This window comes from Enterobacter sp. C4G1 (genome assembly GCF_052886895.1).
The window spans coordinates 1,389,429-1,415,758 of record NZ_JBQVVV010000002.1 but is presented as its reverse complement, the minus strand read 5'-3'; the positions used below and the strand labels follow the sequence as shown (position 1 = coordinate 1,415,758).

Below are 26,330 nucleotides of genomic sequence, written 5' to 3'. Positions count from 1 at the left end.
TGAAAAAGGCGGCAAAATAATGAGGAAAGCCCAATGACGATTACAAAGGGGATCACTGGCTCAGCGGTACTTCTGGCAGCGCTGAGCCTGCCGCTACAGGCGGCGGAGCCGGTGAAAGTTGGTTCTAAGATTGATACCGAAGGTGCGCTGCTTGGCAATATCATCTTGCAGGTGCTGGAAAGCCACGGTGTCAAAACGGTCAATAAAGTACAGCTTGGCACAACGCCCGTTGTGCGTGGTGCTATCACTTCTGGCGAGCTGGATATCTACCCTGAATATACCGGCAACGGGGCCTTCTTCTTCAAAGATGAGAACGATCCTGCCTGGAAAAATGCGCAGGCCGGCTATGAAAAAGTCAAAAAGCTGGATGCGGATCAGAACAAGCTGGTCTGGCTGACCCCAGCGCCTGCCAACAACACCTGGACCATTGCCGTGCGCAAAGATCTTGCCGAAAAAGGCAAGCTGACGTCGCTTGACGATCTGAGTCGTTACCTCAAAGAGAAGGGCGACTTTAAGCTCGCCGCGTCCGCTGAGTTTATCGAGCGGCCAGACGCGCTTCCGGCGTTTGAAAAAGCCTATGACTTTAAGCTTGATCAGAGCCAGTTGCTCTCTCTGGCCGGGGGCGATACTGCAGTGACCATCAAAGCGGCGGCGCAGCAAATCTCCGGGGTGAATGCCGCTATGGCCTACGGGACCGATGGCCCGGTTGCGGCGCTTGGCCTGCAAACCCTGACCGATCCGAAAGGCGTTCAGCCAATTTATGCTCCAGCACCTGTCGTGCGTGAAGCCACGCTGAAGGCGTACCCGGAGATTGGCGCGTGGCTCAAACCGGTCTTTGAAAAACTGGATGAGAAAACGCTGCAACAGCTCAACGCCAGTATTGCCGTCGAGGGGCTGGATGCCAAAAAAGTGGCTGCCGACTTCCTGAAACAACAAGGGCTTGCGAAGTAACAGGACAGGGCTGTGCCAATAAAATGTCATAACCGCGTTCTGCTGATGCTGACCGGTGTCGCTATCGTGGCCGTTGCGCTTCCGTTTGTGAATGTCGCGCCTAACCGCCTGGTGTCAGGTGAAGGGCGCGCGCTCTGGCAGGTCTGGTCATTTACGCCGCTGCTGCTGGCAGGGGCGCTGGGCGCGATTATTGCGTTATCGCTCTGGCAAGGACGTGCGGCCCAGTGGCTGACACTTATCCTCTGCGAAGCGCTGTTTATTGTGTTGTTCTGGGGCGCAGGCCTTGCGGCAACGCAGATGGTTTCTGCCGAAAGCCCGCTGGCGCGAACCTCTGTGGGGAGCGGCCTGTGGCTGTGGCTTGCGCTCTGTCTGCTGGCAAGCAGTGATGCCATTCGGCGTCTTACGCCGCACGCCGTCTGGCGCTGGGTGCTAAATGCGCAGATCTGGTCTATCCCGCTATTGCTGCTGTTCAGCGGTGCGCTGGATAATCTCTCATTGTTAAAAGAGTATGCCAACCGCCAGGATATCTTTGATGATGCCCTGGCCCAGCATCTGACTATCCTGTTCGGAACGCTGTTCCCGGCGCTGCTGCTGGGGTTGCCGTTGGGGATATGGTGTTATCGCCATCCCACTCGGCAGGGCGCGGTCTTTGCACTGCTGAACGTCATTCAGACTATCCCGTCCGTAGCGCTGTTTGGCCTGTTGATTGCACCGCTGGCAGGCCTGGTCAAATCATTCCCGCTGCTTGCTTCACTCGGCATCGCCGGTACGGGATTAACCCCTGCACTGATTGCGCTGGTGCTGTACGCGCTCTTGCCGCTGGTTCGCGGTGTGGTGGCGGGGCTAAGCCAGGTTGCACCGAATGTGCTGGAAAGCGCGCAGGCGATGGGAATGAGCACGCGCCAGTGCTTCTGGAAGATACAACTGCCCATCGCGCTACCGCTGCTATTGCGCAGCCTGCGGGTGGTGGCCGTGCAGACGGTAGGGATGGCGGTGATCGCGGCGTTGATTGGCGCAGGCGGGTTTGGCGCACTGGTATTCCAGGGCTTGCTCAGCAGCGCACTGGATTTAGTGCTGCTGGGCGTTGTTCCGGCGATTGCCCTGGCGGTGGTGGTGGATGCGCTGTTTGCCCTATGGCTCGCGCTGCTCAGGGGGAGGGAGAATGATTGAATTCCACGATGTAAGTAAAACCTTTGCGGGGCGTCCGGCGGTAAGCCATCTGAATCTGCATTTTGAGGAGGGGGCCTTTTCCGTGCTGATAGGTACCTCGGGTTCGGGAAAATCCACCACGCTTAAGATGATCAACCGGCTGGTGGAGCACGACAGCGGCCTGATCCGTTTTGCCGGTGAAGAGATCCGCAGCCTGCCGGTGCTCGAGCTTCGCAGACGAATGGGATACGCCATCCAGTCTATTGGCCTGTTTCCGCACTGGACGGTGGCGCAGAACATCGCCACCATACCGCAGCTGGAAAAATGGACACGGCAAAAAATCAATGCGCGTGTGGATGAGCTGATGGCGCTGCTGGGGTTAGAGCCTGTCCTGCGTGACCGTTATCCGCATCAGCTTTCCGGCGGGCAGCAGCAGCGGGTTGGCGTGGCGCGGGCGCTGGCTACCAATCCGCAGGTGCTGTTGATGGATGAACCTTTCGGTGCGCTGGATCCGGTGACGCGTAGTGCATTGCAGGCGGAGATGACCCGTATTCATCGTATTCTGGGGCGCACGATAATCCTCGTGACCCACGATATTGACGAGGCGCTTCAGCTAGCCGACCGGCTGATACTGATGGACAACGGCGAGGTCATTCAGCAGGGCACGCCGCTTGAGATCCTCACGCGCCCGGCGAACGCTTTTGTGCGTGAGTTTTTTGGCCGTAGTGAACTGGGCGTGCGCCTGCTTTCGCTGCGAACCGTCGGGGAGGCGATGCATCGGCAGGAGACGCAAACTGGTGGCGAACCGTTGCTGGAGCACATGAGCCTGCGCGATGCGCTATCGGCTTTTGTTGCCCGGCAGTGTGACGTTCTGCCTGTGGCGGACGCGCAGGGCAAACTCTGTGGCACGCTCTATTTTCGCGATCTGCTGGTGGGGGAGGTGGCGCGTGAAGTGGGTGCGTGATCCGCTTATCTGGCTGGTGCTGGTTTTTGCCGCACTGTTAATCCTGATGCCGCACAGCGCCAGGGTATTCAGCGCGCTTTTTCCCGGGCTGCCGCGCCCGGTCTACCAGCAGGAAAGTTTTATTAATCTGACGCTGGCGCACTTCTGGCTGGTGGCTGTTTCCAGTGTGCTGGCCATTGTGCTTGGCGTGGGTGCCGGGATTGTGGTCACACGGCCTTCGGGCCGGGAGTTTCGCCCGCTGGTTGAAACCATTGCCGCCATCGGCCAGACATTTCCGCCCGTAGCCGTGCTGGCGATCGCCGTCCCGGTGATAGGTTTTGGTCAGGAGCCTGCGATAATTGCCCTGATTTTGTATGGCGTGCTGCCCATATTGCAGGGGACGCTAGCAGGGATTTCGGCCGTGCCCGCATCGGTGATGAGTGTGGCAGAAGGGATGGGAATGAGCGCCTGGCAGCGGCTTCGCAATGTTGAGCTACCCTTGGCCGCCCCGGTCATTATTGCGGGGATCCGCACATCCGTAATTATTAACATCGGCACTGCGACCATTGCCTCCACGGTAGGGGCAAACACCCTGGGCACGCCGATCATTATCGGCCTAAGCGGCTTTAATACGGCCTATATCGTTCAGGGGGCAGTGCTGGTTGCGCTCGCGGCCATTGTGGTTGACCGCGGTTTCGAGCGTCTGGCGAATTACCTCAGCCGACACCGCCGCGAACAATAAACGAGTAACCTGCCAGCATAACACCGCCGATCCCGCTGACGGCCATCAGGACGAAAAGGGTGATCACGGCCAGTTTAGTTGCCTTCATAAATGTGCTCCTGTTGTTAACGGAGCAATTATACGGTGAAGCGTAGCTGTTAATGAACCATTAAATGCCATTACGACTCATTCGGACCGAGCGAATAAATCGGGTAGCCGTGTTCGCGCCACTCCGTCAGCAACTGTTGCTGTGAGGCTGTCGGGACTTCGCCACACCAGACCAGTAGCGTCTGTCCGTCAAAGAATTCGGGCCGAAACTGGGCCAGAGAATGCGCCAGTACATCCACGCGCCAGCCCTGCTGGGTGGCTATCCACGCTTCCAGCCACAGACGGGTGGTATCGTGCACATTCCAGCCAACGACCAGCGCATCTTTCCCGTTTTTGTTTCTTGCCGAGGCCAGGCAAACGGAAATGTAATTGATCAGAACCCCATCGAGCATACTCAGCAGCGCCTGCAAGGTGGACTGCTGGCACTGAAGACGGCGGCGTAATGGGATAAAAAGATGCGTGATCAGGGTTTGCGCAGGGTAGTCGCGCCCTTGCTCTTTAATCCACGCACGCAGGCGTTGCAGATTCCCCGCCTGTAACAGACGTAGCAGGGTTTCTTGTTGTTCGCGCCAGATATGCTGTGTGTCAGGATCGTCCTGGCTGAGTAACGATTTAACTTTCCCTACCTGAACACCGTTGTCGATCCAGCTTTTGATCTCGCGGATCCGGTCGATATCCGCGTCATTAAACAGGCGGTGACCACCGTCTGTTCTCTGCGGTTTCAGTAATCCGTATCGTCGTTGCCAAGCCCGTAGGGTCACGGGATTGATATCACAAAGGAGTGCCACTTCACCTATTGTGTAAAGCGCCATATTCGCCCCCTGGCTTACGCGTTCCCAGCTTAACTGTAGACCCAGAATGGTGAACCAGGAAGGATTGGCGACTTTTTGAACAAATAATGCGAAGGTAACGTTATGTTCAGCAAAAGATGTGATGCCGAACACGAATTACATCTTTTTCGGTACGCTTCAAAGAAAGTTTAACCACATCAGTGTATGTTACGCGTTTTTAGAACGTGCGGTTTGCGAGTATGTACGAGTTTAACCTGGTGTTGCTGCTGCTTCAGCAGATGTGTGTTTTCCTTGTCATCGCCTGGTTGATGAGTAAAACGCGCCTGTTTATCCCGTTGATGCAAGTTACCGTACGACTGCCGCACAAGCTCCTCTGTTACGTTACCTTCTCTATTTTCTGCATTATGGGGACTTACTTTGGTCTTCATATCGAAGATTCTATCGCCAATACGCGCGCCATCGGTGCGGTGATGGGCGGGCTGCTCGGGGGGCCGGTTGTTGGCGGCCTTGTCGGGTTAACTGGTGGCCTGCATCGTTATTCGATGGGCGGCATGACGGCGCTAAGCTGCATGATCTCGACGATCGTCGAAGGGCTGCTCGGCGGCCTGGTTCACAGCTACATGATTAAGCGCGGTCGCCCGGATAAAGTCTTTAGCCCCATTACCGCGGGTGCTATTACGTTTGTCGCAGAAATGGCGCAGATGGCCATTATTCTGCTGATTGCCCGCCCGTTTGAGGATGCGCTGCATCTGGTGAACAGCATCGCCGCCCCAATGATGGTGACGAATACCGTAGGCGCGGCGCTCTTTATGCGTATCCTGCTGGACAAGCGCGCCATGTTTGAGAAATACACCTCGGCGTTTTCCGCTACCGCTCTGAAGGTTGCCGCCTCTACGGAAGGCATTCTGCGCCAGGGGTTTAACGAAGAAAACAGCATGAAGGTGGCGCAGGTTCTTTATAAAGAACTGGATATTGGCGCGGTGGCGATAACCGACCGCGAGCGGCTGCTGGCGTTTACCGGAACAGGGGATGACCACCACCTGCCAGGCAAACCGATTTCGTCCACCTATACGCTACGTGCCATTGAAACCGGCGAAGTGGTATACGCCGACGGTAACGAGGTGCCATACCGCTGTTCGCTGCATCCTCACTGCAAACTCGGTTCTACTCTGGTGATCCCGCTGCGTGGGGAAAACCAGCATGTGATGGGAACCATAAAGTTGTACGAGGCAAAAAACAGGCTGTTTAGCTCAATCAACCGCACGCTGGGTGAGGGGATTGCGCAGCTGCTTTCGGCGCAGATCCTGGCCGGGCAATATGAGCGACAAAAAGCGCTCTTAACCCAGTCGGAGATCAAACTTCTTCATGCGCAGGTGAACCCGCACTTCCTGTTTAACGCCCTGAATACGCTAAAAGCGGTTATTCGCCGTGACAGCGACCAGGCCGCGCAGCTGGTGCAGTATTTATCGACATTTTTCCGTAAGAACCTCAAACGCCCTTCGGAAATTGTCACCCTGGCCGATGAAATTGAACATGTGAACGCCTATCTGCAAATCGAGCAAGCGCGTTTTCAGTCGCGGCTGCATGTGTCGTTATCCGTGCCGGACGAGCTGGCGTATCAGCATCTTCCGGCCTTTACCCTGCAACCTATCGTGGAAAATGCCATCAAACACGGCACGTCGCAGCTGCTGGGCATCGGGGAGATAACCATATCGGCCAGCTGTTTTAATCACCATCTGGTGCTGGATATTGAAGATAACGCCGGGCTCTATCAGCCAACCGCCTCGGGCGGATTAGGGATGAGCCTGGTGGATAAACGCCTGCGCGCTCACTTCGGCGATGCGTGCGGCATTACCGTCGCCTGTGAGCCGGACCGATTTACCCGCATTACCTTACGATTACCGCTGGAGGAAAACGCATGTTGAAAGTGCTGATTGTTGATGATGAGCCGTTAGCACGAGAAAACCTGCGCATTCTGTTGCAGGAGCAAAGCGATATCGAGATCGTTGGTGAGTGTGCTAACGCTATAGAAGCGATTGGGGCCGTACATAAACTGCGCCCGGACGTGCTGTTTCTGGATATCCAGATGCCGCGTATCAGCGGGCTGGAGATGGTCGGGATGCTTGACCCGGAACATCGTCCGTATATTGTGTTTTTGACGGCGTTTGACGAATACGCCGTGAAAGCCTTTGAAGAACATGCCTTTGATTATCTGCTTAAACCGATAGAAGAAAAAAGACTGGAAAAGACGCTCATCCGCCTGCGCCAGGAGCGTACCGTGCAGGATGTTACCCTGTTACCGGAAAACCAGCAGCCGTTGAAGTTTATTCCCTGTACCGGTCACAGCCGAATTTATCTGCTGCAAATGGACGATGTGGCTTTTGTCAGTAGCCGCATGAGCGGCGTGTTTGTCACCAGCGCCGAAGGTAACGAAGGCTTTACCGAGCTGACCCTGCGCACGCTGGAAAGCCGCACGCCGTTGATTCGCTGCCATCGTCAGTACCTGGTTAACATGGCGCACCTGAAAGAGATCCGCCTGGAGGATAACGGCCAGGCTGAGCTGGTATTGCGTGCAGGACAGACCGTACCGGTGAGCCGTCGCTATCTGAAAAGTTTGAAAGAGGCGATTGGCCTGTAAAGCTGGTACACTGCGCGCCATTGCATCATCGACATTCGAAGGCTCTATGCTCAGTAACGATATACTCCGTAGCCTGCGCTACACCCTGAAAGCAAACAACAACGATATGGTGCGTATTCTTGCGCTGGCCGATATGGAATCCACGTCAGCCGGTTTCGACACCTGGATAACCAAAGAAGATGAAGAGGGCTTTGTGCGTTGCCCGGACATCATTCTGTCTGGTTTCCTGAACGGCCTTATCTACCATAAGCGCGGCAAAGATGAATCTGCGCCGGAGCTGGCGCTGGAGCGTCGTGTGAACAACAACACGGCGCTGAAAAAGCTGCGTATCGCGTTTTCACTGAAAACCGACGATATTCTGGCGATCATGACCGAGCAGAAATTCCGCGTGTCGATGCCGGAAATCACCGCGATGATGCGCGCCCCGGACCATAAAAATTACCGCGAGTGCGGCGACCAGTTTATGCGTTATTTTTTACGCGGGTTGACGGTACGCGAGCACGCCAAAAAAGCGTAGGTTGCAGACCGGGTAAAGCGGAGTCGCCACCCGGCAAAAAAGCTAAAAAAAAGCCGGAGATTATCTCCGGCTTTTTTATTATTTCACCTGCTGACCAGGTTTCGCGCCTTCATCAGGGCTTAACAGGAAGATATCTTTCCCGCCAGGACCTGCGGCCATCACCATGCCTTCAGAAATACCAAAGCGCATTTTACGCGGTGCCAGGTTAGCAACCATGACGGTCTGACGACCAATCAGTACCTGCGGATCAGGATACGCAGAACGGATACCAGAGAAGACGTTACGCTTCTCGCCGCCCAGATCCAGCGTCAGACGCAGCAGTTTATCGGAGCCATCCACAAATTCCGCGTTTTCAATCAGCGCTACGCGCAGGTCAACTTTCGCGAAATCATCAAAGGTAATGGTTTCCTGAATCGGATCGTCAGCCAGCGGGCCGGTGACCGGTGCAGCAGCGGCTTTCACTTCTTCTTTCGAGGCTTCAACCAGCGCTTCAACCTGTTTCATCTCGATGCGGTTATACAGCGCCTTGAAGGTGTTCACTTTGTGGCTGAGCAGCGGCTGAGCGATCGCATCCCAGGTCAGTTCAGTGTTCAGGAACGCTTCTGCACGGGTGGAAAGCTGAGGCAGAACCGGCTTCAGATACGTCATCAGCACGCGGAACAGGTTGATACCCATAGAGCAGATGGCCTGCAAATCGGCATCACGGCCTTCCTGCTTCGCCACAACCCACGGTGCCTGCTCGTCCACATAGCGGTTAGCCAGATCTGCCAGCGCCATGATTTCACGTACGGCTTTACCGAACTCACGTGCTTCCCACGCTTCGCCAATGGTCGCAGCCGCGTCGGTGAAGGTTTTGTACAATGCAGGGTCAGCCAGTTCAGCCGCCATCACGCCGTCAAAACGCTTGGCAATAAAGCCTGCGTTACGGGAAGCCAGGTTCACCACTTTGTTCACGATGTCTGCGTTCACGCGCTGCACGAAATCTTCCAGGTTCAGGTCGATATCGTCGATGCGTGAAGAGAGTTTCGCGGTGTAGTAATAGCGCAGGCTGTCCGCGTCGAAGTGGTTCAGCCAGGTGCTGGCTTTAATGAACGTACCACGAGATTTGGACATCTTCGCGCCGTTGACCGTCACATAACCGTGCACGAACAGGTTGGTCGGCTTGCGGAAGTTGCTGCCTTCCAGCATTGCCGGCCAGAACAGGCTGTGGAAGTAAACGATGTCTTTGCCGATGAAGTGATACAGCTCGGCATCGGAGTCTTTCTTCCAGTATTCGTCAAAGCTGACGGTGTCGCCGCGCTTGTCGCACAGGTTCTTGAAGGAGCCCATGTAGCCGATTGGCGCGTCAAGCCAGACGTAGAAATATTTGCCCGGTGCGTTCGGAATTTCGAAGCCGAAGTATGGTGCATCGCGGGAGATATCCCACTGCTGCAAACCAGACTCGAACCACTCCTGCATTTTGTTCGCCACCTGCTCTTGCAGCGCGCCACTGCGGGTCCACGCCTGCAGCATTTCGCTAAACGACGGCAGGTCGAAGAAGAAGTGTTCGGAATCACGCATCACCGGCGTTGCGCCAGACACTACCGATTTTGGTTCGATAAGCTCGGTTGGGCTGTAAGTCGCGCCGCACACTTCGCAGTTATCGCCATACTGGTCGGGTGATTTACATTTCGGGCAGGTGCCTTTCACGAAACGATCCGGCAGGAACATGCCTTTTTCTGGATCGTACAGTTGAGAGATGGTGCGGTTTTTAATAAAACCGTTCTCTTTCAGACGCGTGTAGATAAGCTCCGACAGCTCACGGTTCTCGTCGCTGTGCGTGGAGTGGTAGTTGTCGTAGCTGATGTCAAAGCCAGCAAAATCAGTCTGATGTTCCTGACTCATTTCGGCAATCATCTGCTCTGGAGAAACACCCAACTGCTGTGCTTTCAACATAATTGGCGTGCCGTGGGCATCGTCCGCGCAGATGAAGTTGACCTGATGGCCGCGCATTCGCTGGTAACGGACCCAGACATCAGCCTGGATATGCTCCAGCATGTGGCCGAGGTGGATTGAGCCGTTGGCGTACGGCAGTGCGCACGTTACCAGAATTTTTTTCGCGACTTGAGTCATAGTAGTCATTACTTCTTTTAACTGTGAAAAGGGTTTTTGATATTACCAAATGGGGCATTATTAAGTAAGCACAAACCGCGGCCTTTCAGGTAAACTTGTTCAACTAAGGTCTTATTCACAAGAACAAAGGAGTCGGGATGAGTTCGCAATCCCAGGCCAAATCACCGGAAGTCCTACGCGCAATGGTTGCCGGGATCCTGGCTAATTTTCAGCATCCAACCCTGAAGCACAATCTCACTACGCTGAAAGCGCTGCATCATGTCGCCTGGCTGGATGAAACGCTGCACATTGAACTGCAAATGCCGTTCGTGTTCACCAGCGCCTTTGATGCGTTAAAAGAGGAGTGCAGCTCTGATCTGCTGCGCATCACCGGGGCGAAAGCCATTGACTGGAAGCTGACCCACAACATCGCCACGCTTAAGCGGGTGAAAAACCATCCGGGTGTGAACGGCGTGAAGAATATCATCGCGGTCAGCTCCGGTAAGGGTGGGGTGGGTAAATCCTCCACGGCGGTAAACCTGGCGCTGGCGCTGGCTGCCGAAGGGGCAAAAGTGGGTATTCTGGATGCTGATATCTACGGCCCGTCGATTCCCAACATGCTGGGCGCAGAAAACCAACGTCCAACTTCGCCAGATGGTACGCACATGGCGCCTATAATGGCGCATGGCCTGGCAACCAACTCGATTGGCTATCTGGTAACAGACGATAACGCGATGGTCTGGCGTGGCCCGATGGCCAGTAAAGCGCTGATGCAGATGTTGCAGGAAACGATGTGGCCCGATCTGGATTACCTGGTTCTGGATATGCCGCCGGGTACGGGTGACATTCAGCTCACTCTGGCGCAGAACATTCCGGTTACTGGTGCCGTTGTGGTGACCACGCCGCAGGATATCGCGCTGATTGATGCCAAAAAAGGGATCGTCATGTTCGAGAAAGTGGACGTACCGGTGCTCGGTATTGTCGAGAACATGAGTATGCATATTTGCAGCAACTGCGGACACCATGAGCCAATCTTTGGCACCGGTGGCGCAGAGAAACTGGCTGAGCAATATCACACTCAACTGCTTGGTCAGATGCCGCTGCACATTACGCTGCGTGAAGATCTGGACAGCGGTAAACCGACGGTCGTGAGCCGCCCTGAAAGTGAATTTGCTGATATGTATCGCCAGCTGGCAGGACGCGTTGCGGCGCAACTCTACTGGCAGGGTGAAGTCATTCCGGGTGAAATCGCCTTCCGCGCGGTGTAATTTCAGCTGGATTGCCGGGTGGTGGCTTCGCCTTACCCGGCTCATCACGTAGGTCGGGTAAGGCGAAGCCGCCACCCGACTTTTAACGCAACCGGTAATGCATCAAATAATACTCTCCGTCCGGAGAATCTCCCGATGCCTCGATATGCCAGCCGTGGCGCTGGTAAAAGACGACGGCCCGTTTATTTTTCACCAGACACTTTAATGCCCCGGTACTGGTAAACGTCTTTTGCGCCTGTTCCAGTAGCAATCGTCCCACGCCCAGACTCTGGTACTGCGGGTCGACAAACAGGTTGTGCAGAAAGTTATCGGTAATCCAGATGGATGCAAAACCCAGGCGATGGCCGTCTTGCACAGCGACCCAAATCTCTTCGTCGCGGGTTGCTGCGTCAAAGTCTTCAGGTTGCCATTGCGAACTGTTTAACCACGGCCAGGCATCACGGCGCGCGTGTAGGTAGAGCGTGCGCAGGAAAGGACGGTCGCTTTCCTGCCACGGGCGGATCGTTATTGAATCAGCGGTGATAGAAAATATCTCCATTGTACGCTTTATAGATTTTGCCATCGGCATCACCGATCAGAACGTAATTCTCGCCCATATAGGTCCAGTGCGTGCCCGCATCCGGTGCTGGAAGGTTACGCAGTTGATACTGTTTGATGGTGTATTCCGGTGTCTGGTACAGCGCAGGCGCCGTGTCACCGATCTTGAATTTCGTGAAATCGGCAATGAACTCTTGTTCTGCGTATGCCTGGATGCCCGCAGGGGCTGCCGCCGCCTCTGGCGCGGAAAACGCGATACCTGCAACTGACATCAACGCGCCCAGAAGCAGTAATTTACCTTTCGACATTGTTTCTCCGATGTTTCATTTAGCGATAATCTGGCCTGTGGTTCCGTGACCAGCCAGAAACAGTGTATCTTATGACTGGCAGTGTGACTCGTTTGAGAAAAAATGTAACAAATGGTTGTGTCTTGTCTTTATCAGAAAGAGCGATGTGATAGCGCTGGCTATCGGACGAGCGAACACTCCACTCTCGCTGTAATAGTCTGTTTATTCTCCTTAGCGCTGTTTCCGTTAATTTCTATTACCTGCCTGTTTTTTGGATAGTTTTTCGGGTCGCTTTCTGAATTTCTATTATTGTTGGGCGCAATTCTTGTATTAGCACACCCTCTAACTTAGGATGCAGACTTTATCACTCGCTGATATTTAATATTTATTTCCTAAATATTTCAGGCGATTAACCCATGCCTATCATCAATATAAAAAATGAAATTAATAAGAATTCCCTTGCTTATATCGGCCATTTTTATCGCGGGCTGCCAGATGGCACCGGGGCAGTATTTAAATACATTCGGAAAAAATAAGCCCCCGGTTATTGACGAAGAATTTGATCTGAATAAAAGAGTCGATATTTATCCTCTTACACCTTCAGTTATTGAAAACCTGCGCACTGCGCCACTGAAATCACAGACTAATCCTGGACTGGACGAACAACTAAAGCGGTGGGAATACCGTATCGGTCCGGGGGATGTACTGATGATTACAGTCTGGGATCACCCTGAGTTGACCACACCTGCCGGGCAATACCGTAGTGCCAGCGATACCGGAAATTGGGTTGGGGCAGACGGGACGCTGTTTTATCCGTATGTGGGGAAAATATCAGTAGCAGGCAAAACGATAGCGGAGGTGCGCGACAGTATTACTGCGCGCCTGGAGCAGGTGATTGAAAGCCCGCAGGTGGATGTCAGCATTGCCGCTTTCCGCTCGCAAAAAGCCTATGTCACCGGCGAAGTGGTGAAATCAGGGCAGCAGCCGATCACCAACATCCCACTGACCGTGATGGACGCGGTGAACGCAGCTGGCGGCTTGTCTGCAGATGCTGACTGGCGTCACGTGGTGTTAACCCATGAGGGTAAAGATGCACCCATTTCACTCTATGCGCTTATGCAGCATGGCGATTTAACACAGAATCATCTGTTATTACCGGGCGATATTCTGTTTATTCCGCGTAATGATGCCCTGAAGGTCTTCGTCATGGGGGAGGTGGTTAAACAGAGCACCCTCAAAATGGATCGCAGTGGCATGACCCTTGCCGAGGCGTTGGGAAATGCCGGTGGGCTAAATATGAATATGGCGGATGCCAGTGGGATCTTTGTTATTCGTTCCGTGTTGCGTAGCAGCGACAAAGAGAAAATAGCCAGGGTGTACCAGCTGAACGCGCGGGATGCTTCAGCCATGGTTCTGAGTGCTGAATTTCAGCTTGAGCCCTACGATATTGTCTATGTCACCACAGCGCCACTTTCGCGCTGGAATCGCATCGTCAGCCAGCTGGTACCAACGATTAGCGGTATTCACGACCTGACCGAAACGGTCCGCTATATCAAGTCGTGGCCACAATGATTATCCAGTCAATATTGGTTGTGTGCACTGGCAATATCTGCCGCTCCCCGGCAGGGGAGCGTCTGCTGCAAAAATACTTTCCCCTTATCCGCATTGAATCCGCAGGAATTAATGGTCTTGAAGGACAGGCTGCCGACTGCTGCGCAGCAGATACGATCCTTCAGTACGGTGTTTCGCTGCAGGGACATGTGGCGCGTAAATTGACGCACGCGATGATGCGCCAGTCTGACTTGATCCTGGTGATGGAGAGCCGGCAATTAAATTATATCTCAGCGATTGCCCCCGAGATGCGAGGCAAAAGCCTGCTGTTTGGACGGTGGCTTGATAACAAAGAAATACCCGATCCGTACTGTAAAAGTCCGGATGCATTTGAATACGTTTTTGACCTGCTGGTCAGGGCAAGTCAGGAGTGGGCCAGACGGCTCAACAGGTAAAGGATTAACCGATGTTATCGAAAAATGAGTATGCCTACGGCGAATCTACTGAGATTCAGCAGCTGGATATGGGGCGTCTTTTCGCCGAACTGTTTGACCATCGGCTGCGCATTATTTTCGTCACCCTTTGCTTTGCATTTTTTGGGGGGATGTACACGCTGTTTGCAACGCCGCAGTACAGTGCTGATGCCCTGATCCAGATTGAGGACAAACAACAAAACAGCCTGCTGAAGTCTCTTAACCAGCTGACGCCGGGTTATACGCCAGACTCAATGGCGGAAATACAGCTGCTCAAATCGCGCATGATCCTCGGAAAAACCATCGATGATCTCGGTTTACGTTATCAGGTCATTCAGTCACGACTCCCGATTCTGGGGGCCGGTTGGGCCAGGCTTACCGGTGAAAAACCGGGCGCGCTGAGCCTGACATTCCTGCAATTCCCGGCTCAGCAAGCCGGTGACAAAAACCTGACTGTCATTGCCGAAGGTCAAAACCGTTTTCGGGTGGAAGCTGCGGGGATCCGCGCTCAGGGAAAAACAGGACAACTGCTGAAAATGGCTGGCGTATCGCTGCTGGTCAGCGAACTAGACGCCCCGGTGGGCACGCGTTTTCAGGTAAAACAGCGTTCTTTACCGCAAACCATCAATGATTTGACCACGCGTTTTAACGTAAAAGAGATGGGAAAAGACAGCGGCATTCTGAGCCTGAGCCTGACGGGCGCTAGCCCGGAGCTTATCACCCGGACACTGAAAAGCATTGCCGATAACTATCTTCAGCAGAACATCGCCCGCCAGGCTGCCCAGGATTCGCAAAGTCTGGATTTCCTGCAGCGGCAGCTGCCCAGCGTGCGGGCCGATCTGGAACAGGCAGAAAAACGCCTGAATACTTATCGCCAGCAACGTGACTCGGTTGACCTGAGTCTTGAGGCGAAATCTGTGCTCGAGCAAATAGTGAATGTGGATAATCAGCTCAATGAACTGACATTTCGCGAGGCGGAAATCTCGCAGCACTTCAAGAAAGATCACCCAAGCTACCGCGCCCTGCGCGAGAAACGGCACACGCTGGAGAATGAACGCGCAAGGCTGAGCAGGCGTGTCTCGGGAATGCCCTCAATGCAGCAAGAAATATTGCGTCTTAGCCGTGATGTCGATTCAGGCCGGGCTATCTATCAGCAACTGTTGACCCGCCAGCAGGAGCTGAATATCTCCCGCTCAAGTACGATAGGTAATGTGCGCATTATCGATGAGCCGCTTATGTCTCCTGAACCTGTTCAGCCGCGTAAGTTATTGATTGTTCTTCTCTCAACGCTGATAGGACTGATTCTGTCTGCCGGTTCGGTCATGGTGAAAGCAGCCTTTAAGAAAGGGATAGATACCCCGGAACTGCTGGAAGCCCACGGGATGAACGTCTATGCCACGCTGCCCCGTTCATCCTGGCTGAGAGATAAAACCCGGATCCCGAAAGTGCATTTCTTTGGCGCTGCCGAGAAACACAAAACCACTAACGTACCCTTTTTACCCATCGACAGACCGCTGGATATTTTCGTCGAGGCAGTGCGTGGGCTGCGAACCAGCCTGCACTTTGCGATGATGGAGGCTGAAAACAACATTCTGATGTTCAGTGGGCCGACGCAAAACTGCGGCAAGACGCTGGTCAGTACCACCCTGGCGGCACTGGTGGCTCAGGTGGGGGAGAGGGTATTACTGGTGGATGCCGACATGCGTAAGGGCTATGTTCACAACATTTTTCCGCTGAGAAATGATGCGGGGTTATCCGACGTTCTTTCCGGGAAAGTGTCATTCCAGCAGGCAATCCAGACTTATGAAACCGCGAATTTTGATGTAGTGACTTGCGGGCAGATCCCGCCAAATCCCGCGGAATTGCTGATGCACGATCGCTTCCGCAAATTTATACAGTGGGCCAGTGAACGCTATGACATGGTGATTATTGATACGCCGCCTATCCTGGCAGTGACGGATGCCGCACTGGTTGGAAGCCTTGCTGCATCGACACTGTTGGTGGCGCGTTATAACGTCACCAGTGTGAAAGAGATGCTTGCCTGTACGCGGCGACTGCAAAAAATGAACGTGAATATTAAGGGCGTTATCGTCAATGACGTGGTGAGATCGGCAGTGAGTTATTACAGTGCAGGCTACAATCTGCAAGGCGATGATTATGAGAAGGTTGCTTACGCGAAAGGGAAAAAACGCAGGGCGGGAAACAGATAAAGGGTGGGCAAGAACAAACGGGTGCGGGCGAATGCTCGCACCCGTTAGGGATATTACTTCGCCAGAACTTCCTGCGCAGTACGCTCAACCAGAGACAGCAGGATTTTGATGTCCTCCAGCGTCACGGTTGGGTTCAGCAGCGTCAGCTTCAGGCAGGTGATACCGTTATGCTCGGTGACACCGACGTTGGCACGGCCGGATTCCAGCAGTGCATCGCCGATTTTCTGGTTCAGCAGCGCAATGCCCGCATCATCCATCTGCATTTGCGGACGGAAGCGGAACAGCACGCTTGCCAGCTGAGGTTGCATCACCAGTTCAAGAGCTGACTGCTCTTTCACATAGGCAGCAACCTGCTGCGCCAGGGTCACACCGTGATCGATGACAGCAGCGTACTGCTCCTGACCCAGTGCTTCCAGGCTCATCCACAATTTAAGCGCATCGAAACGACGCGTGGTTTGCAGAGACTTGGATACCAGGTTAGGCACGCCAGCTTCTTCGTCGAACTCAGAGTTCAGGTACGCAGCCTGATAGCGCATCAGCTCATAATGACGCGCTTCTTTCAGCAGGAACGCGCCGCAGCTGATAGTCTGGAAGAACTGTTTGTGGAAGTCCAGGGTAATGGAATCCACCAGCTCGATACCGTCCAGATAGTGGCGATACTGCTCAGACATCAGCAATGCGCCGCCCCAGGCCGCATCAACGTGTACCCAGATATTCTGCTTCGCCGCCAGCTCAGCAATCGCACGCAGCGGATCGATAGCACCGGCATCGGTAGTACCTGCTGTCGCGACAATCGCCAGGATCTGTTCGCCGTTGGCATTACACTGCTCAATTTTCGCCGCCAGATCGGTCAGATCCATGCGGGAGAATTCGTCAGTTTTCACCTGTACCACGGACTGGTAACCCAGGCCCATCAATGCCATGTTTTTCTGCACGGAGAAGTGCGCGTTTTCGGAGCACAGCACACGAATTTTACGCAGATCGCCAACCAGACCGTCCTGCTGGACAGAGTGGCCCAGACGCGCAAAGAACGCATCACGTGCCAGCATCAGCCCCATCAGGTTGCTCTGGGTGCCGCCGCTGGTGAAGACACCTGCGTCGCCAGCCTGATAACCCACGCGGGTACGCAGCCATTCAATCAGTTTGATTTCGATAATGGTTGCGGACGGGCTTTGATCCCAGGAGTCCATACTCTGGTTAGTTGCGTTAATCAGCACTTCCGCGGCCTGGCTTACCACCAGGCTTGGGCAATGCAGGTGCGCAACACACTGCGGGTGATGAACGGACAAACTGTCTTTCAGGAAGAACTCAACGGCGCGTTCAATCGCCGCGTCGTTGCCCAGCCCCTTCGGGTTGAAATCCAGCTTAATACGGTCGCGCAGTTCTGCGACCGTTTTGCCCTGGTACATCTCAGGCTGTTTCAGCCACTGCATCACAGCCTGAGTGCTTTGTTCAATCGCCTGCTGGTAAGCTTCAATGCTCTGCGCAGAGGAGAACAAAATTGGGTTTGAATCAGACATCGTAATCAATAACTCCGGTTACGCCGGGCGAACGCCCGCAGCAAGCAGTGCCTGCTCGAATTTATCCAGGAAGATCTTCAGCTCTTCATCGCTGATCAGCAGAGAAGGCAGCAGACGCAGCACAATGCCGTTACGACCGCCACGTTCCAGAATCAGACCAGCTTCGAAGCACTTCTTCTGAATCAGCGCAGACAGCTCGCCATCGCCCGGGTAGCAACCCATGTGGTCAGCCGCTTCGTGTGGCTTAACGATCTCGATACCGATCATCATGCCCAGACCACGAATATGACCGATTACCGGATAACGTTTTTGCAGCTCAGCCAGCTGTGCTTTCAGCCATTCGCCTTGTGCAGCCACTTTGCCTGCGATGTTCTGGTCTTTGAGGATTTTCAGCGTCGTCAGACCGGTTGCCATCGCCAGCTGGTTGCCGCGGAAAGTACCGGTGTGGTGACCTGGTGCCCATGCATCGAACTGCTTTTTGATACCGAGCACGGCCAGTGGCAGACCGCCACCAACAGCTTTGGACATCACGATGATATCTGGCTCGATACCTGCGTGTTCGAAGGCGAAGAATTTACCTGTACGGGCAAAGCCTGCCTGAACTTCGTCGAGGATCAGCAGAATGCCGTGTTCCTGAGTCACTTTACGGATGCGCTGCAACCACTCAGCCGGAGCCGGGTTCACGCCGCCTTCGCCCTGAACCGCTTCCAGAATAACGGCAGCAGGTTTGCGCACGCCGCTTTCTACGTCGTTGATCAGGTTATCGAAGTAGTAGGTCAGCGCTTTCACGCCCGCTTCACCGCCGATACCCAGTGGGCAACGGTACTGATGTGGGTAAGGCATGAACTGAACTTCTGGCATCATGCCGTCAACCGCTTCTTTCGGAGACAGGTTGCCGGTCACGGACAGTGCGCCGTGAGTCATACCGTGGTAGCCACCAGAGAAGCTGATGATACCGCTACGGCCGGTAACTTTTTTCGCCAGTTTCAGCGCTGCTTCAACAGCATCAGCACCAGATGGGCCGGTGAATTGCAGGCAATACTCTTTGCCCTGACCAGGCAGCAGAGACAGCAGATATTCGGAGAACGCGTCTTTCAACGGCGTAGTCAGATCCAATGTATGTAACGGCAAGCCGCTGGTAATGACATTTTGGATGCTTTTCAGCACATCAGGGTGGTTATGGCCAAGCGCAAGGGTGCCTGCGCCTGCTAAACAGTCAAGGTATTCTTTATTATCTGCATCGGTGATCCACACGCCGTCTGCTTTAGTGATAGCTAAAGGCAGCTTGCGCGGATAACTCCTGACGTTAGATTCAAACTCGGCCTGACGGGCCAGATAGGTTTCGTTGCTTTTATGGGCATCTACGGTGTCAATACGGACTTTATCCGTCATCATATCACTCCTACAACCGCCGCTTCGTTATGAGCCACGATTGAATAAAAAGTTAAAAAACAGATGGGGCCTGAAAAAAACGCCGCCAATATAGAGCCTTTTGCCACGGGGCTCAATGGTTAATTTGTTTACTGTTTTGTTACATGGCGCTCAGGGGGAGGAATATCCTCGTTTTGAGAATGAAAGTAGTGGGTTCCGGGTAATAAAAACAGCACGTTACGCTGACTTCGCTGTGACCGTAAAAGTCGGGGGGAGAGTGTTACAAATCGTGCCTTTTTTTGCTGGAAAAGGAGGCTTATTGCCTCCTCCGCTTCGTTATTTCTGTGTCACCTGTAAAAGTCCGTGCTCGCGTCCTTTGGTTTTATTCCACGAAGCATCCGTAATACCGTTCTCATCAAGGCTAATGGATATAACAAATCCGTTACCATGTATTTCATAAAAATTTGCATTTAAGCGTTTAACGGTCGCTTTTTTGCTATTAACCGTTGCGCTAAAAAAGCCGTTCGAAATGGTGGCATTAAGTCCGTTCGATGAGAACGAGGCTTCACGCATGGGATCGTGGATCTTGGCTTCTTGCGCATGTTGTACCGCTGCTGCGGCATTCTCCATCGCTTGCTTTTCAGCCGCTGCGTTTACCGCTGCCGTCCGGTTTTGCTCGGCAAGGTAGCAGGTATCGCGGCTGATGCCCTGCGCTTCGCATTTCGCCATCCGATCCGCCTGGGTTGTACAACCTGCCAGCGTTGAAAGGGCCACGGCTATCATCACTAATTTTTTCATTATATGACCTTGATTATTGAAAACGACACAGAGTCAATTCGTTTATTTACCTGACAACTATAAGCACTGGTTTATTTGCGTAAAATAAATCATGCCAATAAAAATGCCCGTCGCGACCAGGCACAAAGAAACTATTGCGCTATATATAATTAATTTCATCGAACAGTATCAATATGGCGATTAAGGAATATCGTAAATATTATGAATTTTCGAAGAGCTTATTTTAGTATGCGTTTCTTTAGTAGCGACACTGGTTACGGAGGACAACTATCCAATATCAGGACTGACTCCATTTTGATGTAGATCACATTTGATACTGTTAGATAAGCCTATGACTACATGAATATTACTGTCGTAACACATTGTTTTTAATTGGTATTTGTGAGTGGCGCACAAGCGGAATAAATCAGGCTGAGCGTTTAATTACTCATAAATCAATAACATTAAATGTATGCATTTAAAAATAGTTGCGGCAAAAAATAATGGATAAAAATTTGATTGTTTAGCGTGGGTATCGCTGGGGATGTTGAAAGGGGCAGGGCTTGCTATTGCGTGCAGCTTACCTTAGTCTGCCTCTGTTACATTATTTTGTGTAATTTGACTCGGGGTGCCCTTCTTCGATGAAGGCTGAGAAATACCCGTATTACCTGATCTGGATAATGCCAGCGTAGGGAAGTCAGATGCCTTCCCGGTCATCGCTTCTTCACGCAAGGCAGGAGCGACACCATGCAGCCTGACCTGCTCGACTTACACGTTTTACATCAGTTCCGAACCCGTTCCCCGCTCACGCACTGCATGACTAACGATGTCGTGCAAACTTTTACCGCTAACGTGCTGCTGGCGCTTGGTGCTTCTCCGGCGATGGTCATTGAAGCGGAAGAAGCTGAACAGTTCGCTACTTTTGCAGATGCATTGCTGATTAATGTCGGCACGCTTACCGCCCCCCGCGCGCAGTCGATGCGCCGGGCGATAGAGAGCGCCGTTGCCGCAGGTAAACCCTGGACGCTCGACCCGGTTGCGGTCGGCGCGCTGACGTTCCGTACCCGATTTTGCCATCAAATCCTCGCGCTCAAACCTGCCGCTATTCGCGGTAATGCCTCGGAAATTCTGGCGCTTGCCGGAATGAGTGCCGGTGGCCGTGGCGTTGATACCACCGATACGGCCGCAAGCGCGTTGCCCGCGGCGCAAGCGCTGGCGCGACAGACCAACGCCATCGTGGTGGTTACCGGGGAAGTCGATTATGTGACTGACGGGCTGCGAACCCATACGGTGAAAGGGGGTGATCCGCTGATGACGCGCGTTGTGGGAACCGGATGCGCGCTTTCGGCGGTGGTGGCCGCCAGCTGCTCATTGCCAGGTGATAGGCTGGATAACGTGGCGGCAGCCTGTGGGTTTATGAAGCGTGCAGGAATGGTCGCCATTAAACATTCTCGCGGCCCGGGCAGCTTTGCCAGCGCGTTTCTCGATGCGCTTTACACCCTGGAGGAACAGGCATGAAGCGGATTAATGCACTGACCATTGCCGGCACTGACCCAAGCGGAGGCGCGGGTATTCAGGCCGATCTGAAAACCTTCTCGGCGCTGGGGGCCTATGGTTGTTCTGTTATCACTGCTCTGGTGGCGCAAAACACGCGCGGCGTGCAGTCGGTTTATCGCATTGAGCCTGATTTTGTCGCAGCGCAGCTGGACTCAGTGTTCAGCGATGTGCGCATCGACACCACAAAAATCGGGATGCTGGCGGAGACAGATATTGTCGAAGCGGTGGCCGAGCGGCTTAAACGCTACCAGATACAAAACGTGGTGCTTGATACTGTGATGCTGGCCAAAAGCGGCGATCCGCTGCTGTCTGTTTCTGCTGTCGAGACGCTGCGACAAAAACTGTTGCCGCAGGTGGCGTTGATCACGCCAAACTTGCCAGAAGCCGCAGCGCTGCTGAATGCGCCGCACGCGCGCAATGAACGCGAGATGAAAGAGCAGGGCAGTGCGCTGCTGGCAATGGGCTGTGGCGCGGTGCTGATGAAAGGCGGCCATCTTGATGATGCCGAAAGCCCGGACTGGCTCTTTACCTGTGACGGAGAAATGCGTTTTACCGCGCCGCGGGTGCAGACCAAAAATACGCACGGTACGGGCTGTACGCTTTCGGCGGCGCTGGCGGCACTGCGCCCGCGACATAACTCCTGGGCCGATACGGTGCAGGAGGCCAAAACCTGGCTCTCTGCGGCACTGGCAAAAGCCGATACTCTGGAAGTGGGTCACGGTATTGGGCCGGTTCATCATTTTCATGCATGGTGGTAAGCCGTATACTTACAGGAAACACCACGCCTGAGAAAACACAGATGGAACAAGCGCATACCCGGTTAATCGAGCAGCTTAACGAACGGATCGCCGCGCCGGACAATACGCCGCTGTATCTTAAGTTTGCCGAAACGGTCAAAAACGCCGTGCGTAGTGGCGTGCTGGAACACGGGAATATTTTGCCGGGTGAGCGCGACTTGAGCCAGCTGACCGGGGTATCGCGCATCACTGTGCGTAAAGCGATGCAGGCGCTGGAAGAAGAGGGCGTGGTCACCCGCGCCCGGGGTTATGGCACGCAAATTAATAATATCTTTGAATATTCCCTCAAAGAGGCGCGCGGGTTTTCTCAGCAGGTGGTGTTACGCGGGAAAAAGCCCAATACGCTGTGGGTCAATAAGCGAGTGGTGAAATGCCCGGAAGAGGTCGCCAGCCAATTATCACTTGCGCCGCAAAGCGATGTCTTCTTACTTAAACGTATTCGTTACGTGGATGATGACGCCGTGTCGATTGAGGAATCCTGGGTTCCGGTGGGATTAATTCACGACCCGGATGCGATTGGCATCTCGCTGTATGATTATTTCCGCAGTCAGAATATCTTCCCGCAGCGCACCCGTTCCCGCGTCAGCGCCCGGATGCCAGACAGCGAATTTCAGACGCATATAAAAATGGACGATAAAATACCGGTGCTGGTGATAAAGCAGGTTGCGCTTGACCAACAACACCGGCCCATTGAGTACAGCATCAGCTATTGCCGAAGCGATCTATACGTCTTTGTGTGCGAGGAGTAACGCGTCCCGCGTAGGGGCGCAATCGCCGCCCCGATGGCTGACCACCCACGCCGCGACCGCATTGCCAAGCTGCACCGAGTCGGCCAGACTCCATCCCGCAGCCAGCCCGGCAAGCGTACCGCCTGCATGACTATCGCCCGCGCCGATGGTGTCCACCACCGTGGCAGGAAAGGCTGGAACATACCCGCTCTCTTCCCCGTTAAAATACCCGGCGCCGTCTTTATCGTGACGCACAATCAGCGCTGAGGCGAACCGCTTTTGCCATTGCGCGCCTAATGACTCCGGATCCATGCCAAACCTTTCGGCGGCAAAGTCTGCCTCCTGGCGATTCAGGGATACGATAGGCTGACGGGCCATAATGCGTGCCATCAGCGCGTCGGGAATATCGGCAATGCGCGGGCCAAAGTCGATAAACGCAGTCACGTTATGCAGGCCTTCCAGCCATGTCGTGAGCAGCTCGCCGCAGGGTGACGCCAGCTGGTAGCCGGATAAATAAACCAGGCTTGCGGGCGGTACGCTGAGCGCATCCAGCCAGGGTTGCTGCCACTGGTTTTCCACGCCGCTGAACGACATAAACGTGCGTTCACCGTCAGGCTCGACCAGCGCCAGACACCAGCCGTTATCGCCTGTTTCGGCTTCCACCGCGCTGTGCAGATCCTGTTTTGCCATCGCGTTACGGATGATATCTGCCCATACGCCGTGGCCGACGGGCAATGCGTTTTGCGCGGTAATGCCAAGTCGTTTCAGCGCAATGGCAATGTTCAGCGCACAGCCACCAATGTTCACGCCCTGCTGCTTGAGCTCGATATCACACCCGCGCCAGGGCAGGGCGTAGGCATCAGCAATGACGTCAATCACTGCTGCGCCCAGTACCGTTACCGGGCGTGTAGCCTGTAATGTCTCAAGGTGACGGACAAAATCTGACGTCATACGCCCTCCCTTTGCTCCCGGTAGTGCAGTAATTTTTCGCAGTAATGACCAAAGTCGAGCTGGTTAACGGCATCGAGTTCATCCTTAAGCGCCGGATCAATCGCCTGCACACCATGCAGCGCGCCGCAGATGGCCGTTGCCATCGCCCCGATGGTGTCAGTATCACCACCCAGGTTGGCACATAAAATGGCGCAGCGGTTCGGATCGGTTCCAGCCAGTTCAACCATCGCAATGGCTGCCGGAACAGATTCAATGGTACTGGTGCCCGCCCCGACGAGTTGATAAACCTGCTCGCTGGCGGACTCGATCCCCTTTGCAGTACGCACGGTGTGCAGCGCCAGTTCGATACGTGCGGCCAGAGAAGCGCTGAATGTGGTGGGCTTCGCTTCCTGGGCGTAACGGGCGATGCCGGGCAGAGCATCAACAATGTTTTGCCAGCGCTCACCATCAATGGCACGCGAAATCGCCCAGGCAATCACCACCGCTCCGGCAATCGCGAGGTCAGATTTATGCGTGGGGCTGGACGCCAGCGCCACCTGTTCGACAAAGTGCTCAAGACGGGTCGCGGGCAGCAAACATCCCAGCGGGGATGCGCGCATGGCCGCGCCGTTGGTTACGCCGTTGTTCTCAAGCGCACTCACCGGTTTACCGTCGCGGATGGCATTCAGCGCTATTTTGGACGTTGGGCCAAGCACGTTTTTGTTAAACGCGTCGAACGACTCGGCCCAGTGCAGAATATGTCTGCCGATGACATCAGCATTGATCTTCCCGTCGCATTCGATAATCGCATCGGCCAGGCACAGTGCCATTGAGGTGTCATCAGTAAACTCTGCCCGGTCAAAATAGCAGGCCGCGTTGTTCTCGGCCGGCCCTGGTAAGAAGCGGTCTATCCAGCCGAAGTGGGCTTTTACACGGCTTCTTGGCCACAGCTCCGATGGCATCCCCATCGCATCCCCTAACGCCTGCCCGTAAAGAGCCCCGAGAACACGTTCGTGTTTCATTTCACTTCCCCTTGTGTCAGCGCGGCATCGCCATCAACCACCTCAATTGCGGTGATCTCATTATCCGATTCGCGGAAAAACAGCATAAACATCACGGCGATCACGGCAATCATGATCCCACCAAATGCCCACATTCCGGCCCAGTTGAAGGTCAGCCCGTTCACCGGCTCTTTGTATGCGAACATTTTTTCCATCATCACACCGCCCAGGCGGTAACCCAGCAGGCTACCAAAGCCCTGACAGCACAGCGTGATCAAACCCTGCGCGGCAGTACGCATGTGCGCGGGCGCTTTTTTATCAACGTAGATGTACGCGGTTACGTAATAGAAGTCATAGCTCACGCCGTGCAGCAGAATACCGAGGAACAACAGGGCGTAAGTGAAGTATTGCTCGGCGCCGCCGTACACAAAGAAACCATAGCGGACTGCGGCGGTGATAAGCCCCAGAAGTAATACCTTCTTAATACCAAAGCGTTTGGTGAAGAATGGCAGCGCCAGCATAAAGAAGATTTCAGAGAACTGGCCGAGCGTCATCCAGCCGGTGGCGTTTTTCATGCCCACTTCGGTGAGATACCCGTTGGCGAAGATGTAGTAAAATGCCAGCGGCATCGCGAACAGGAACGAGCAGAAGAAGAACACCAGAAAGTTCTTGTCGCGCAACAGGATCAGCGCATCAAGCCCCAGCATCACTTTGATGTCCAGCTTGCCGGTGCTCTTCGGTGGCGTATTCGGCAGAAACAGCGCAAACACGCCAAGCAGCGCGGAGCTGGCGGCGGTCATCAGCAGCGGGATGTTGGTATCAGAGATGTCGCTATAGCCCATCATTTGCGGCAGAAAACCACAGGCCAGGCCGGAGGCGATCCAGCCGATAGTGCCCATCACGCGGATACGCGGGAAATCGGCCTCCACATCGTCCACGTTAGAGAAGGCGATACTGTTGGTCAGGGCGATGGTGGGCATATAGGTCAGGGAATACGCCAGCAGCAGCGGGAAAAAGGTGGCGAACTGGGTCTGCTGCGCGGCGAAGTACATCAGCACAGCCCCGGCAAACATCAGCACTGCCAGCACTTTCTGGGCGGCAAAGAAGCGGTCGGTTAACGAGCCGACAAGAATCGGCGAGAGGATCGCGGCGATCGCGGTACAGGCGTAAGACCAGCCAATTTCCCCGGCGCTAAAGCCGCTTTTGCTCAGCCAAAGCCACAGCGGCACAAACCACGCGCCCCAGATAAACCATTCAACAAACATCATGAATGACAGTTGGACTTTCGTTTTCATTGTTTAATCCTGCATGTCAGAGAGGGTACTCCTTTAACATACCATTCAATAATACCTTTTAAATACCTTTGTGGTGATTGTTTGATCAATGTAACATTTTTGTTGTACACGAATCGAGC

Annotated in this window: 25 protein-coding genes and 1 riboswitch; of the genes, 14 read left to right on the top strand and 11 right to left on the bottom strand. The window is 54.2% G+C overall.

The genetic code is table 11. The features are described from left to right. Nucleotides 1–33 precede the first annotated feature (33 nt). Genes osmF through ACT9TW_RS20675 form a run of 4 tightly spaced genes read left to right on the top strand, consistent with a single transcriptional unit; the run spans nt 34 to nt 3,785 of the window. Nucleotides 34–951, top strand: coding sequence for a glycine betaine ABC transporter substrate-binding protein OsmF (gene osmF / locus ACT9TW_RS20690; protein ID WP_446493564.1), 918 nt, complete (start codon nt 34–36; stop codon nt 949–951). Nucleotides 952–963: 12 nt separating this feature from the next. Next, complete coding sequence (locus ACT9TW_RS20685) at nt 964–2,121, top strand: ABC transporter permease (RefSeq protein WP_446493563.1); 1,158 nt, start codon at nt 964–966, stop codon at nt 2,119–2,121. Further along, a complete protein-coding gene (locus ACT9TW_RS20680) occupies nt 2,114–3,064 on the top strand; it encodes an ABC transporter ATP-binding protein (protein WP_446493562.1) in 951 nt (316 codons plus the stop codon). The genes ACT9TW_RS20685 and ACT9TW_RS20680 overlap by 8 nt, the downstream gene beginning before the upstream one ends. Then, nucleotides 3,048–3,785 carry an ABC transporter permease gene (locus tag ACT9TW_RS20675; protein WP_182061731.1) on the top strand — a complete coding sequence of 246 codons (738 nt, stop codon included), beginning with the start codon at nt 3,048–3,050 and terminating at the stop codon, nt 3,783–3,785. The genes ACT9TW_RS20680 and ACT9TW_RS20675 overlap by 17 nt, the downstream gene beginning before the upstream one ends. Here the strand turns inward: ACT9TW_RS20675 and ACT9TW_RS20670 are convergent. Together ACT9TW_RS20670 and mlrA are read right to left on the bottom strand one after the other, a co-directional pair. Continuing rightward, nucleotides 3,760–3,873: a protein YohO gene (locus ACT9TW_RS20670; protein ID WP_010433613.1), complete on the bottom strand. Its 114-nt coding sequence runs from the start codon at nt 3,871–3,873 to the stop codon at nt 3,760–3,762. The two genes, ACT9TW_RS20675 and ACT9TW_RS20670, sit on opposite strands and share 26 nt — an antisense overlap. Nucleotides 3,874–3,943: 70 nt before the next feature. Then, a complete protein-coding gene (gene mlrA / locus ACT9TW_RS20665; protein ID WP_446493862.1) occupies nt 3,944–4,684 on the bottom strand; it encodes an HTH-type transcriptional regulator MlrA in 741 nt (246 codons plus the stop codon). 218 nt (nt 4,685–4,902) lie between these two features. On the opposite strand from mlrA, the gene ACT9TW_RS20660 reads away from it, so the two are divergent. From ACT9TW_RS20660 to ACT9TW_RS20650, 3 genes are read left to right on the top strand one after another with little or no spacing between them, the layout of a single operon-like run. After that, the gene (locus ACT9TW_RS20660) at nt 4,903–6,588 is read left to right on the top strand and encodes a sensor histidine kinase (protein WP_182061730.1); all 1,686 of its coding nucleotides are present in this window, start codon (nt 4,903–4,905) and stop codon (nt 6,586–6,588) included. Then, nucleotides 6,582–7,301 (top strand): two-component system response regulator BtsR, encoded by a 720-nt coding sequence (gene btsR, locus ACT9TW_RS20655; protein ID WP_315686168.1) that lies wholly within the window; start codon nt 6,582–6,584, stop codon nt 7,299–7,301. Before ACT9TW_RS20660 ends, btsR begins: the two co-directional genes overlap by 7 nt. 46 nt (nt 7,302–7,347) lie before the next feature. After that, on the top strand, nt 7,348–7,818 hold the full coding sequence (locus ACT9TW_RS20650; RefSeq protein ID WP_446493561.1) for a DUF1456 family protein: 471 nt from the start codon (nt 7,348–7,350) through the stop codon (nt 7,816–7,818). Nucleotides 7,819–7,896: 78 nt separating this feature from the next. On the opposite strand, the gene metG is transcribed toward ACT9TW_RS20650, so the two are convergent. Continuing rightward, nucleotides 7,897–9,930, bottom strand: a complete 2,034-nt coding sequence (metG, locus tag ACT9TW_RS20645) for a methionine--tRNA ligase (protein ID WP_446493861.1) — start codon at nt 9,928–9,930, stop codon at nt 7,897–7,899. 137 nt (nt 9,931–10,067) lie between these two features. Here metG and apbC point away from each other — a divergent pair, with 137 nt between their 5' ends. Beyond that, on the top strand, nt 10,068–11,177 hold the full coding sequence (apbC, locus tag ACT9TW_RS20640; RefSeq protein WP_182061727.1) for an iron-sulfur cluster carrier protein ApbC: 1,110 nt from the start codon (nt 10,068–10,070) through the stop codon (nt 11,175–11,177). An 82-nt stretch (nt 11,178–11,259) separates the two neighbouring features. Here apbC and ACT9TW_RS20635 read toward each other — a convergent pair whose 3' ends face one another. Together ACT9TW_RS20635 and ACT9TW_RS20630 are read right to left on the bottom strand one after the other, a co-directional pair. Then, nucleotides 11,260–11,715, bottom strand: coding sequence for a GNAT family N-acetyltransferase (locus ACT9TW_RS20635; protein WP_446493560.1), 456 nt, complete (start codon nt 11,713–11,715; stop codon nt 11,260–11,262). Further along, nucleotides 11,690–12,022 carry an RcnB family protein gene (locus ACT9TW_RS20630; RefSeq protein WP_182061725.1) on the bottom strand — a complete coding sequence of 111 codons (333 nt, stop codon included), beginning with the start codon at nt 12,020–12,022 and terminating at the stop codon, nt 11,690–11,692. Before ACT9TW_RS20630 ends, ACT9TW_RS20635 begins: the two co-directional genes overlap by 26 nt. A gap of 417 nt (nt 12,023–12,439) precedes the next feature. Here ACT9TW_RS20630 and ACT9TW_RS20625 point away from each other — a divergent pair, with 417 nt between their 5' ends. Genes ACT9TW_RS20625 through ACT9TW_RS20615 form a run of 3 tightly spaced genes read left to right on the top strand, consistent with a single transcriptional unit; the run spans nt 12,440 to nt 16,235 of the window. Continuing rightward, a complete protein-coding gene (locus ACT9TW_RS20625) occupies nt 12,440–13,573 on the top strand; it encodes a polysaccharide export protein (RefSeq protein WP_182061724.1) in 1,134 nt (377 codons plus the stop codon). Next, complete coding sequence (locus tag ACT9TW_RS20620) at nt 13,561–14,007, top strand: arsenate reductase/protein-tyrosine-phosphatase family protein (RefSeq protein ID WP_446493559.1); 447 nt, start codon at nt 13,561–13,563, stop codon at nt 14,005–14,007. Before ACT9TW_RS20625 ends, ACT9TW_RS20620 begins: the two co-directional genes overlap by 13 nt. Nucleotides 14,008–14,018: 11 nt before the next feature. After that, the gene (locus tag ACT9TW_RS20615) at nt 14,019–16,235 is read left to right on the top strand and encodes a polysaccharide biosynthesis tyrosine autokinase (protein ID WP_446493558.1); all 2,217 of its coding nucleotides are present in this window, start codon (nt 14,019–14,021) and stop codon (nt 16,233–16,235) included. Nucleotides 16,236–16,288: 53 nt separating this feature from the next. Here ACT9TW_RS20615 and ACT9TW_RS20610 read toward each other — a convergent pair whose 3' ends face one another. The 3 genes from ACT9TW_RS20610 to ACT9TW_RS20600 form a co-directional block, all read right to left on the bottom strand. Continuing rightward, the gene (locus ACT9TW_RS20610; RefSeq protein ID WP_446493557.1) at nt 16,289–17,755 is read right to left on the bottom strand and encodes a pyridoxal phosphate-dependent decarboxylase family protein; all 1,467 of its coding nucleotides are present in this window, start codon (nt 17,753–17,755) and stop codon (nt 16,289–16,291) included. A gap of 18 nt (nt 17,756–17,773) precedes the next feature. Beyond that, on the bottom strand, nt 17,774–19,150 hold the full coding sequence (locus ACT9TW_RS20605; protein WP_182061721.1) for a diaminobutyrate--2-oxoglutarate transaminase: 1,377 nt from the start codon (nt 19,148–19,150) through the stop codon (nt 17,774–17,776). A 312-nt stretch (nt 19,151–19,462) separates the two neighbouring features. Beyond that, nucleotides 19,463–19,924, bottom strand: coding sequence for a hypothetical protein (locus tag ACT9TW_RS20600; RefSeq protein WP_446493556.1), 462 nt, complete (start codon nt 19,922–19,924; stop codon nt 19,463–19,465). A gap of 593 nt (nt 19,925–20,517) precedes the next feature. Then, a riboswitch (TPP riboswitch) is annotated at nt 20,518–20,615 on the top strand. A 35-nt stretch (nt 20,616–20,650) separates the two neighbouring features. On the opposite strand from ACT9TW_RS20600, the gene thiM reads away from it, so the two are divergent. Genes thiM through ACT9TW_RS20585 form a run of 3 tightly spaced genes read left to right on the top strand, consistent with a single transcriptional unit; the run spans nt 20,651 to nt 23,006 of the window. Next, entirely contained in the window at nt 20,651–21,421 is a 771-nt protein-coding gene (gene thiM / locus ACT9TW_RS20595; protein WP_446493555.1) for a hydroxyethylthiazole kinase, read from the top strand. Next, nucleotides 21,418–22,218: a bifunctional hydroxymethylpyrimidine kinase/phosphomethylpyrimidine kinase gene (gene thiD / locus ACT9TW_RS20590; protein ID WP_446493554.1), complete on the top strand. Its 801-nt coding sequence runs from the start codon at nt 21,418–21,420 to the stop codon at nt 22,216–22,218. The genes thiM and thiD overlap by 4 nt, the downstream gene beginning before the upstream one ends. 41 nt (nt 22,219–22,259) lie before the next feature. Beyond that, nucleotides 22,260–23,006 (top strand): GntR family transcriptional regulator, encoded by a 747-nt coding sequence (locus tag ACT9TW_RS20585; RefSeq protein ID WP_014070981.1) that lies wholly within the window; start codon nt 22,260–22,262, stop codon nt 23,004–23,006. Here ACT9TW_RS20585 and ACT9TW_RS20580 read toward each other — a convergent pair. The 3 genes from ACT9TW_RS20580 to ACT9TW_RS20570 are packed head-to-tail and all read right to left on the bottom strand — an operon-like array spanning nt 22,980 to nt 26,211. Further along, complete coding sequence (locus tag ACT9TW_RS20580) at nt 22,980–23,936, bottom strand: PfkB family carbohydrate kinase (protein WP_446493553.1); 957 nt, start codon at nt 23,934–23,936, stop codon at nt 22,980–22,982. The two genes, ACT9TW_RS20585 and ACT9TW_RS20580, sit on opposite strands and share 27 nt — an antisense overlap. Next, the gene (locus ACT9TW_RS20575) at nt 23,933–24,937 is read right to left on the bottom strand and encodes an ADP-ribosylglycohydrolase family protein (protein WP_446493552.1); all 1,005 of its coding nucleotides are present in this window, start codon (nt 24,935–24,937) and stop codon (nt 23,933–23,935) included. The genes ACT9TW_RS20580 and ACT9TW_RS20575 overlap by 4 nt, the downstream gene beginning before the upstream one ends. Continuing rightward, nucleotides 24,934–26,211 carry a nucleoside permease gene (locus ACT9TW_RS20570; RefSeq protein WP_446493551.1) on the bottom strand — a complete coding sequence of 426 codons (1,278 nt, stop codon included), beginning with the start codon at nt 26,209–26,211 and terminating at the stop codon, nt 24,934–24,936. Before ACT9TW_RS20570 ends, ACT9TW_RS20575 begins: the two co-directional genes overlap by 4 nt. Nucleotides 26,212–26,330 lie beyond the last annotated feature (119 nt).

Excerpts from the sequence above, each read along its gene's own strand:
- metG (WP_446493861.1), bottom strand. The coding sequence starts at position 9,930 with ATGACTCAAGTCGCGAAAAAAATTCTGGTAACGTGCGCACTGCCGTAC.
- ACT9TW_RS20585 (WP_014070981.1), top strand. The coding sequence starts at position 22,260 with ATGGAACAAGCGCATACCCGGTTAATCGAGCAGCTTAACGAACGGATC.
- ACT9TW_RS20635 (WP_446493560.1), bottom strand. The coding sequence starts at position 11,715 with ATGGAGATATTTTCTATCACCGCTGATTCAATAACGATCCGCCCGTGG.
- mlrA (WP_446493862.1), bottom strand. The coding sequence starts at position 4,684 with ATGGCGCTTTACACAATAGGTGAAGTGGCACTCCTTTGTGATATCAAT.
- osmF (WP_446493564.1), top strand. The coding sequence starts at position 34 with ATGACGATTACAAAGGGGATCACTGGCTCAGCGGTACTTCTGGCAGCG.
- ACT9TW_RS20680 (WP_446493562.1), top strand. The coding sequence starts at position 2,114 with ATGATTGAATTCCACGATGTAAGTAAAACCTTTGCGGGGCGTCCGGCG.
- thiM (WP_446493555.1), top strand. The coding sequence starts at position 20,651 with ATGCAGCCTGACCTGCTCGACTTACACGTTTTACATCAGTTCCGAACC.
- ACT9TW_RS20580 (WP_446493553.1), bottom strand. The coding sequence starts at position 23,936 with ATGACGTCAGATTTTGTCCGTCACCTTGAGACATTACAGGCTACACGC.
- ACT9TW_RS20670 (WP_010433613.1), bottom strand. The coding sequence starts at position 3,873 with ATGAAGGCAACTAAACTGGCCGTGATCACCCTTTTCGTCCTGATGGCC.
- ACT9TW_RS20605 (WP_182061721.1), bottom strand. The coding sequence starts at position 19,150 with ATGATGACGGATAAAGTCCGTATTGACACCGTAGATGCCCATAAAAGC.
- ACT9TW_RS20625 (WP_182061724.1), top strand. The coding sequence starts at position 12,440 with ATGAAATTAATAAGAATTCCCTTGCTTATATCGGCCATTTTTATCGCG.
- ACT9TW_RS20660 (WP_182061730.1), top strand. The coding sequence starts at position 4,903 with ATGTACGAGTTTAACCTGGTGTTGCTGCTGCTTCAGCAGATGTGTGTT.
- ACT9TW_RS20630 (WP_182061725.1), bottom strand. The coding sequence starts at position 12,022 with ATGTCGAAAGGTAAATTACTGCTTCTGGGCGCGTTGATGTCAGTTGCA.
- ACT9TW_RS20575 (WP_446493552.1), bottom strand. The coding sequence starts at position 24,937 with ATGAAACACGAACGTGTTCTCGGGGCTCTTTACGGGCAGGCGTTAGGG.
- ACT9TW_RS20600 (WP_446493556.1), bottom strand. The coding sequence starts at position 19,924 with ATGAAAAAATTAGTGATGATAGCCGTGGCCCTTTCAACGCTGGCAGGT.
- ACT9TW_RS20610 (WP_446493557.1), bottom strand. The coding sequence starts at position 17,755 with ATGTCTGATTCAAACCCAATTTTGTTCTCCTCTGCGCAGAGCATTGAA.
- apbC (WP_182061727.1), top strand. The coding sequence starts at position 10,068 with ATGAGTTCGCAATCCCAGGCCAAATCACCGGAAGTCCTACGCGCAATG.
- ACT9TW_RS20615 (WP_446493558.1), top strand. The coding sequence starts at position 14,019 with ATGTTATCGAAAAATGAGTATGCCTACGGCGAATCTACTGAGATTCAG.
- btsR (WP_315686168.1), top strand. The coding sequence starts at position 6,582 with ATGTTGAAAGTGCTGATTGTTGATGATGAGCCGTTAGCACGAGAAAAC.
- ACT9TW_RS20650 (WP_446493561.1), top strand. The coding sequence starts at position 7,348 with ATGCTCAGTAACGATATACTCCGTAGCCTGCGCTACACCCTGAAAGCA.
- thiD (WP_446493554.1), top strand. The coding sequence starts at position 21,418 with ATGAAGCGGATTAATGCACTGACCATTGCCGGCACTGACCCAAGCGGA.
- ACT9TW_RS20570 (WP_446493551.1), bottom strand. The coding sequence starts at position 26,211 with ATGAAAACGAAAGTCCAACTGTCATTCATGATGTTTGTTGAATGGTTT.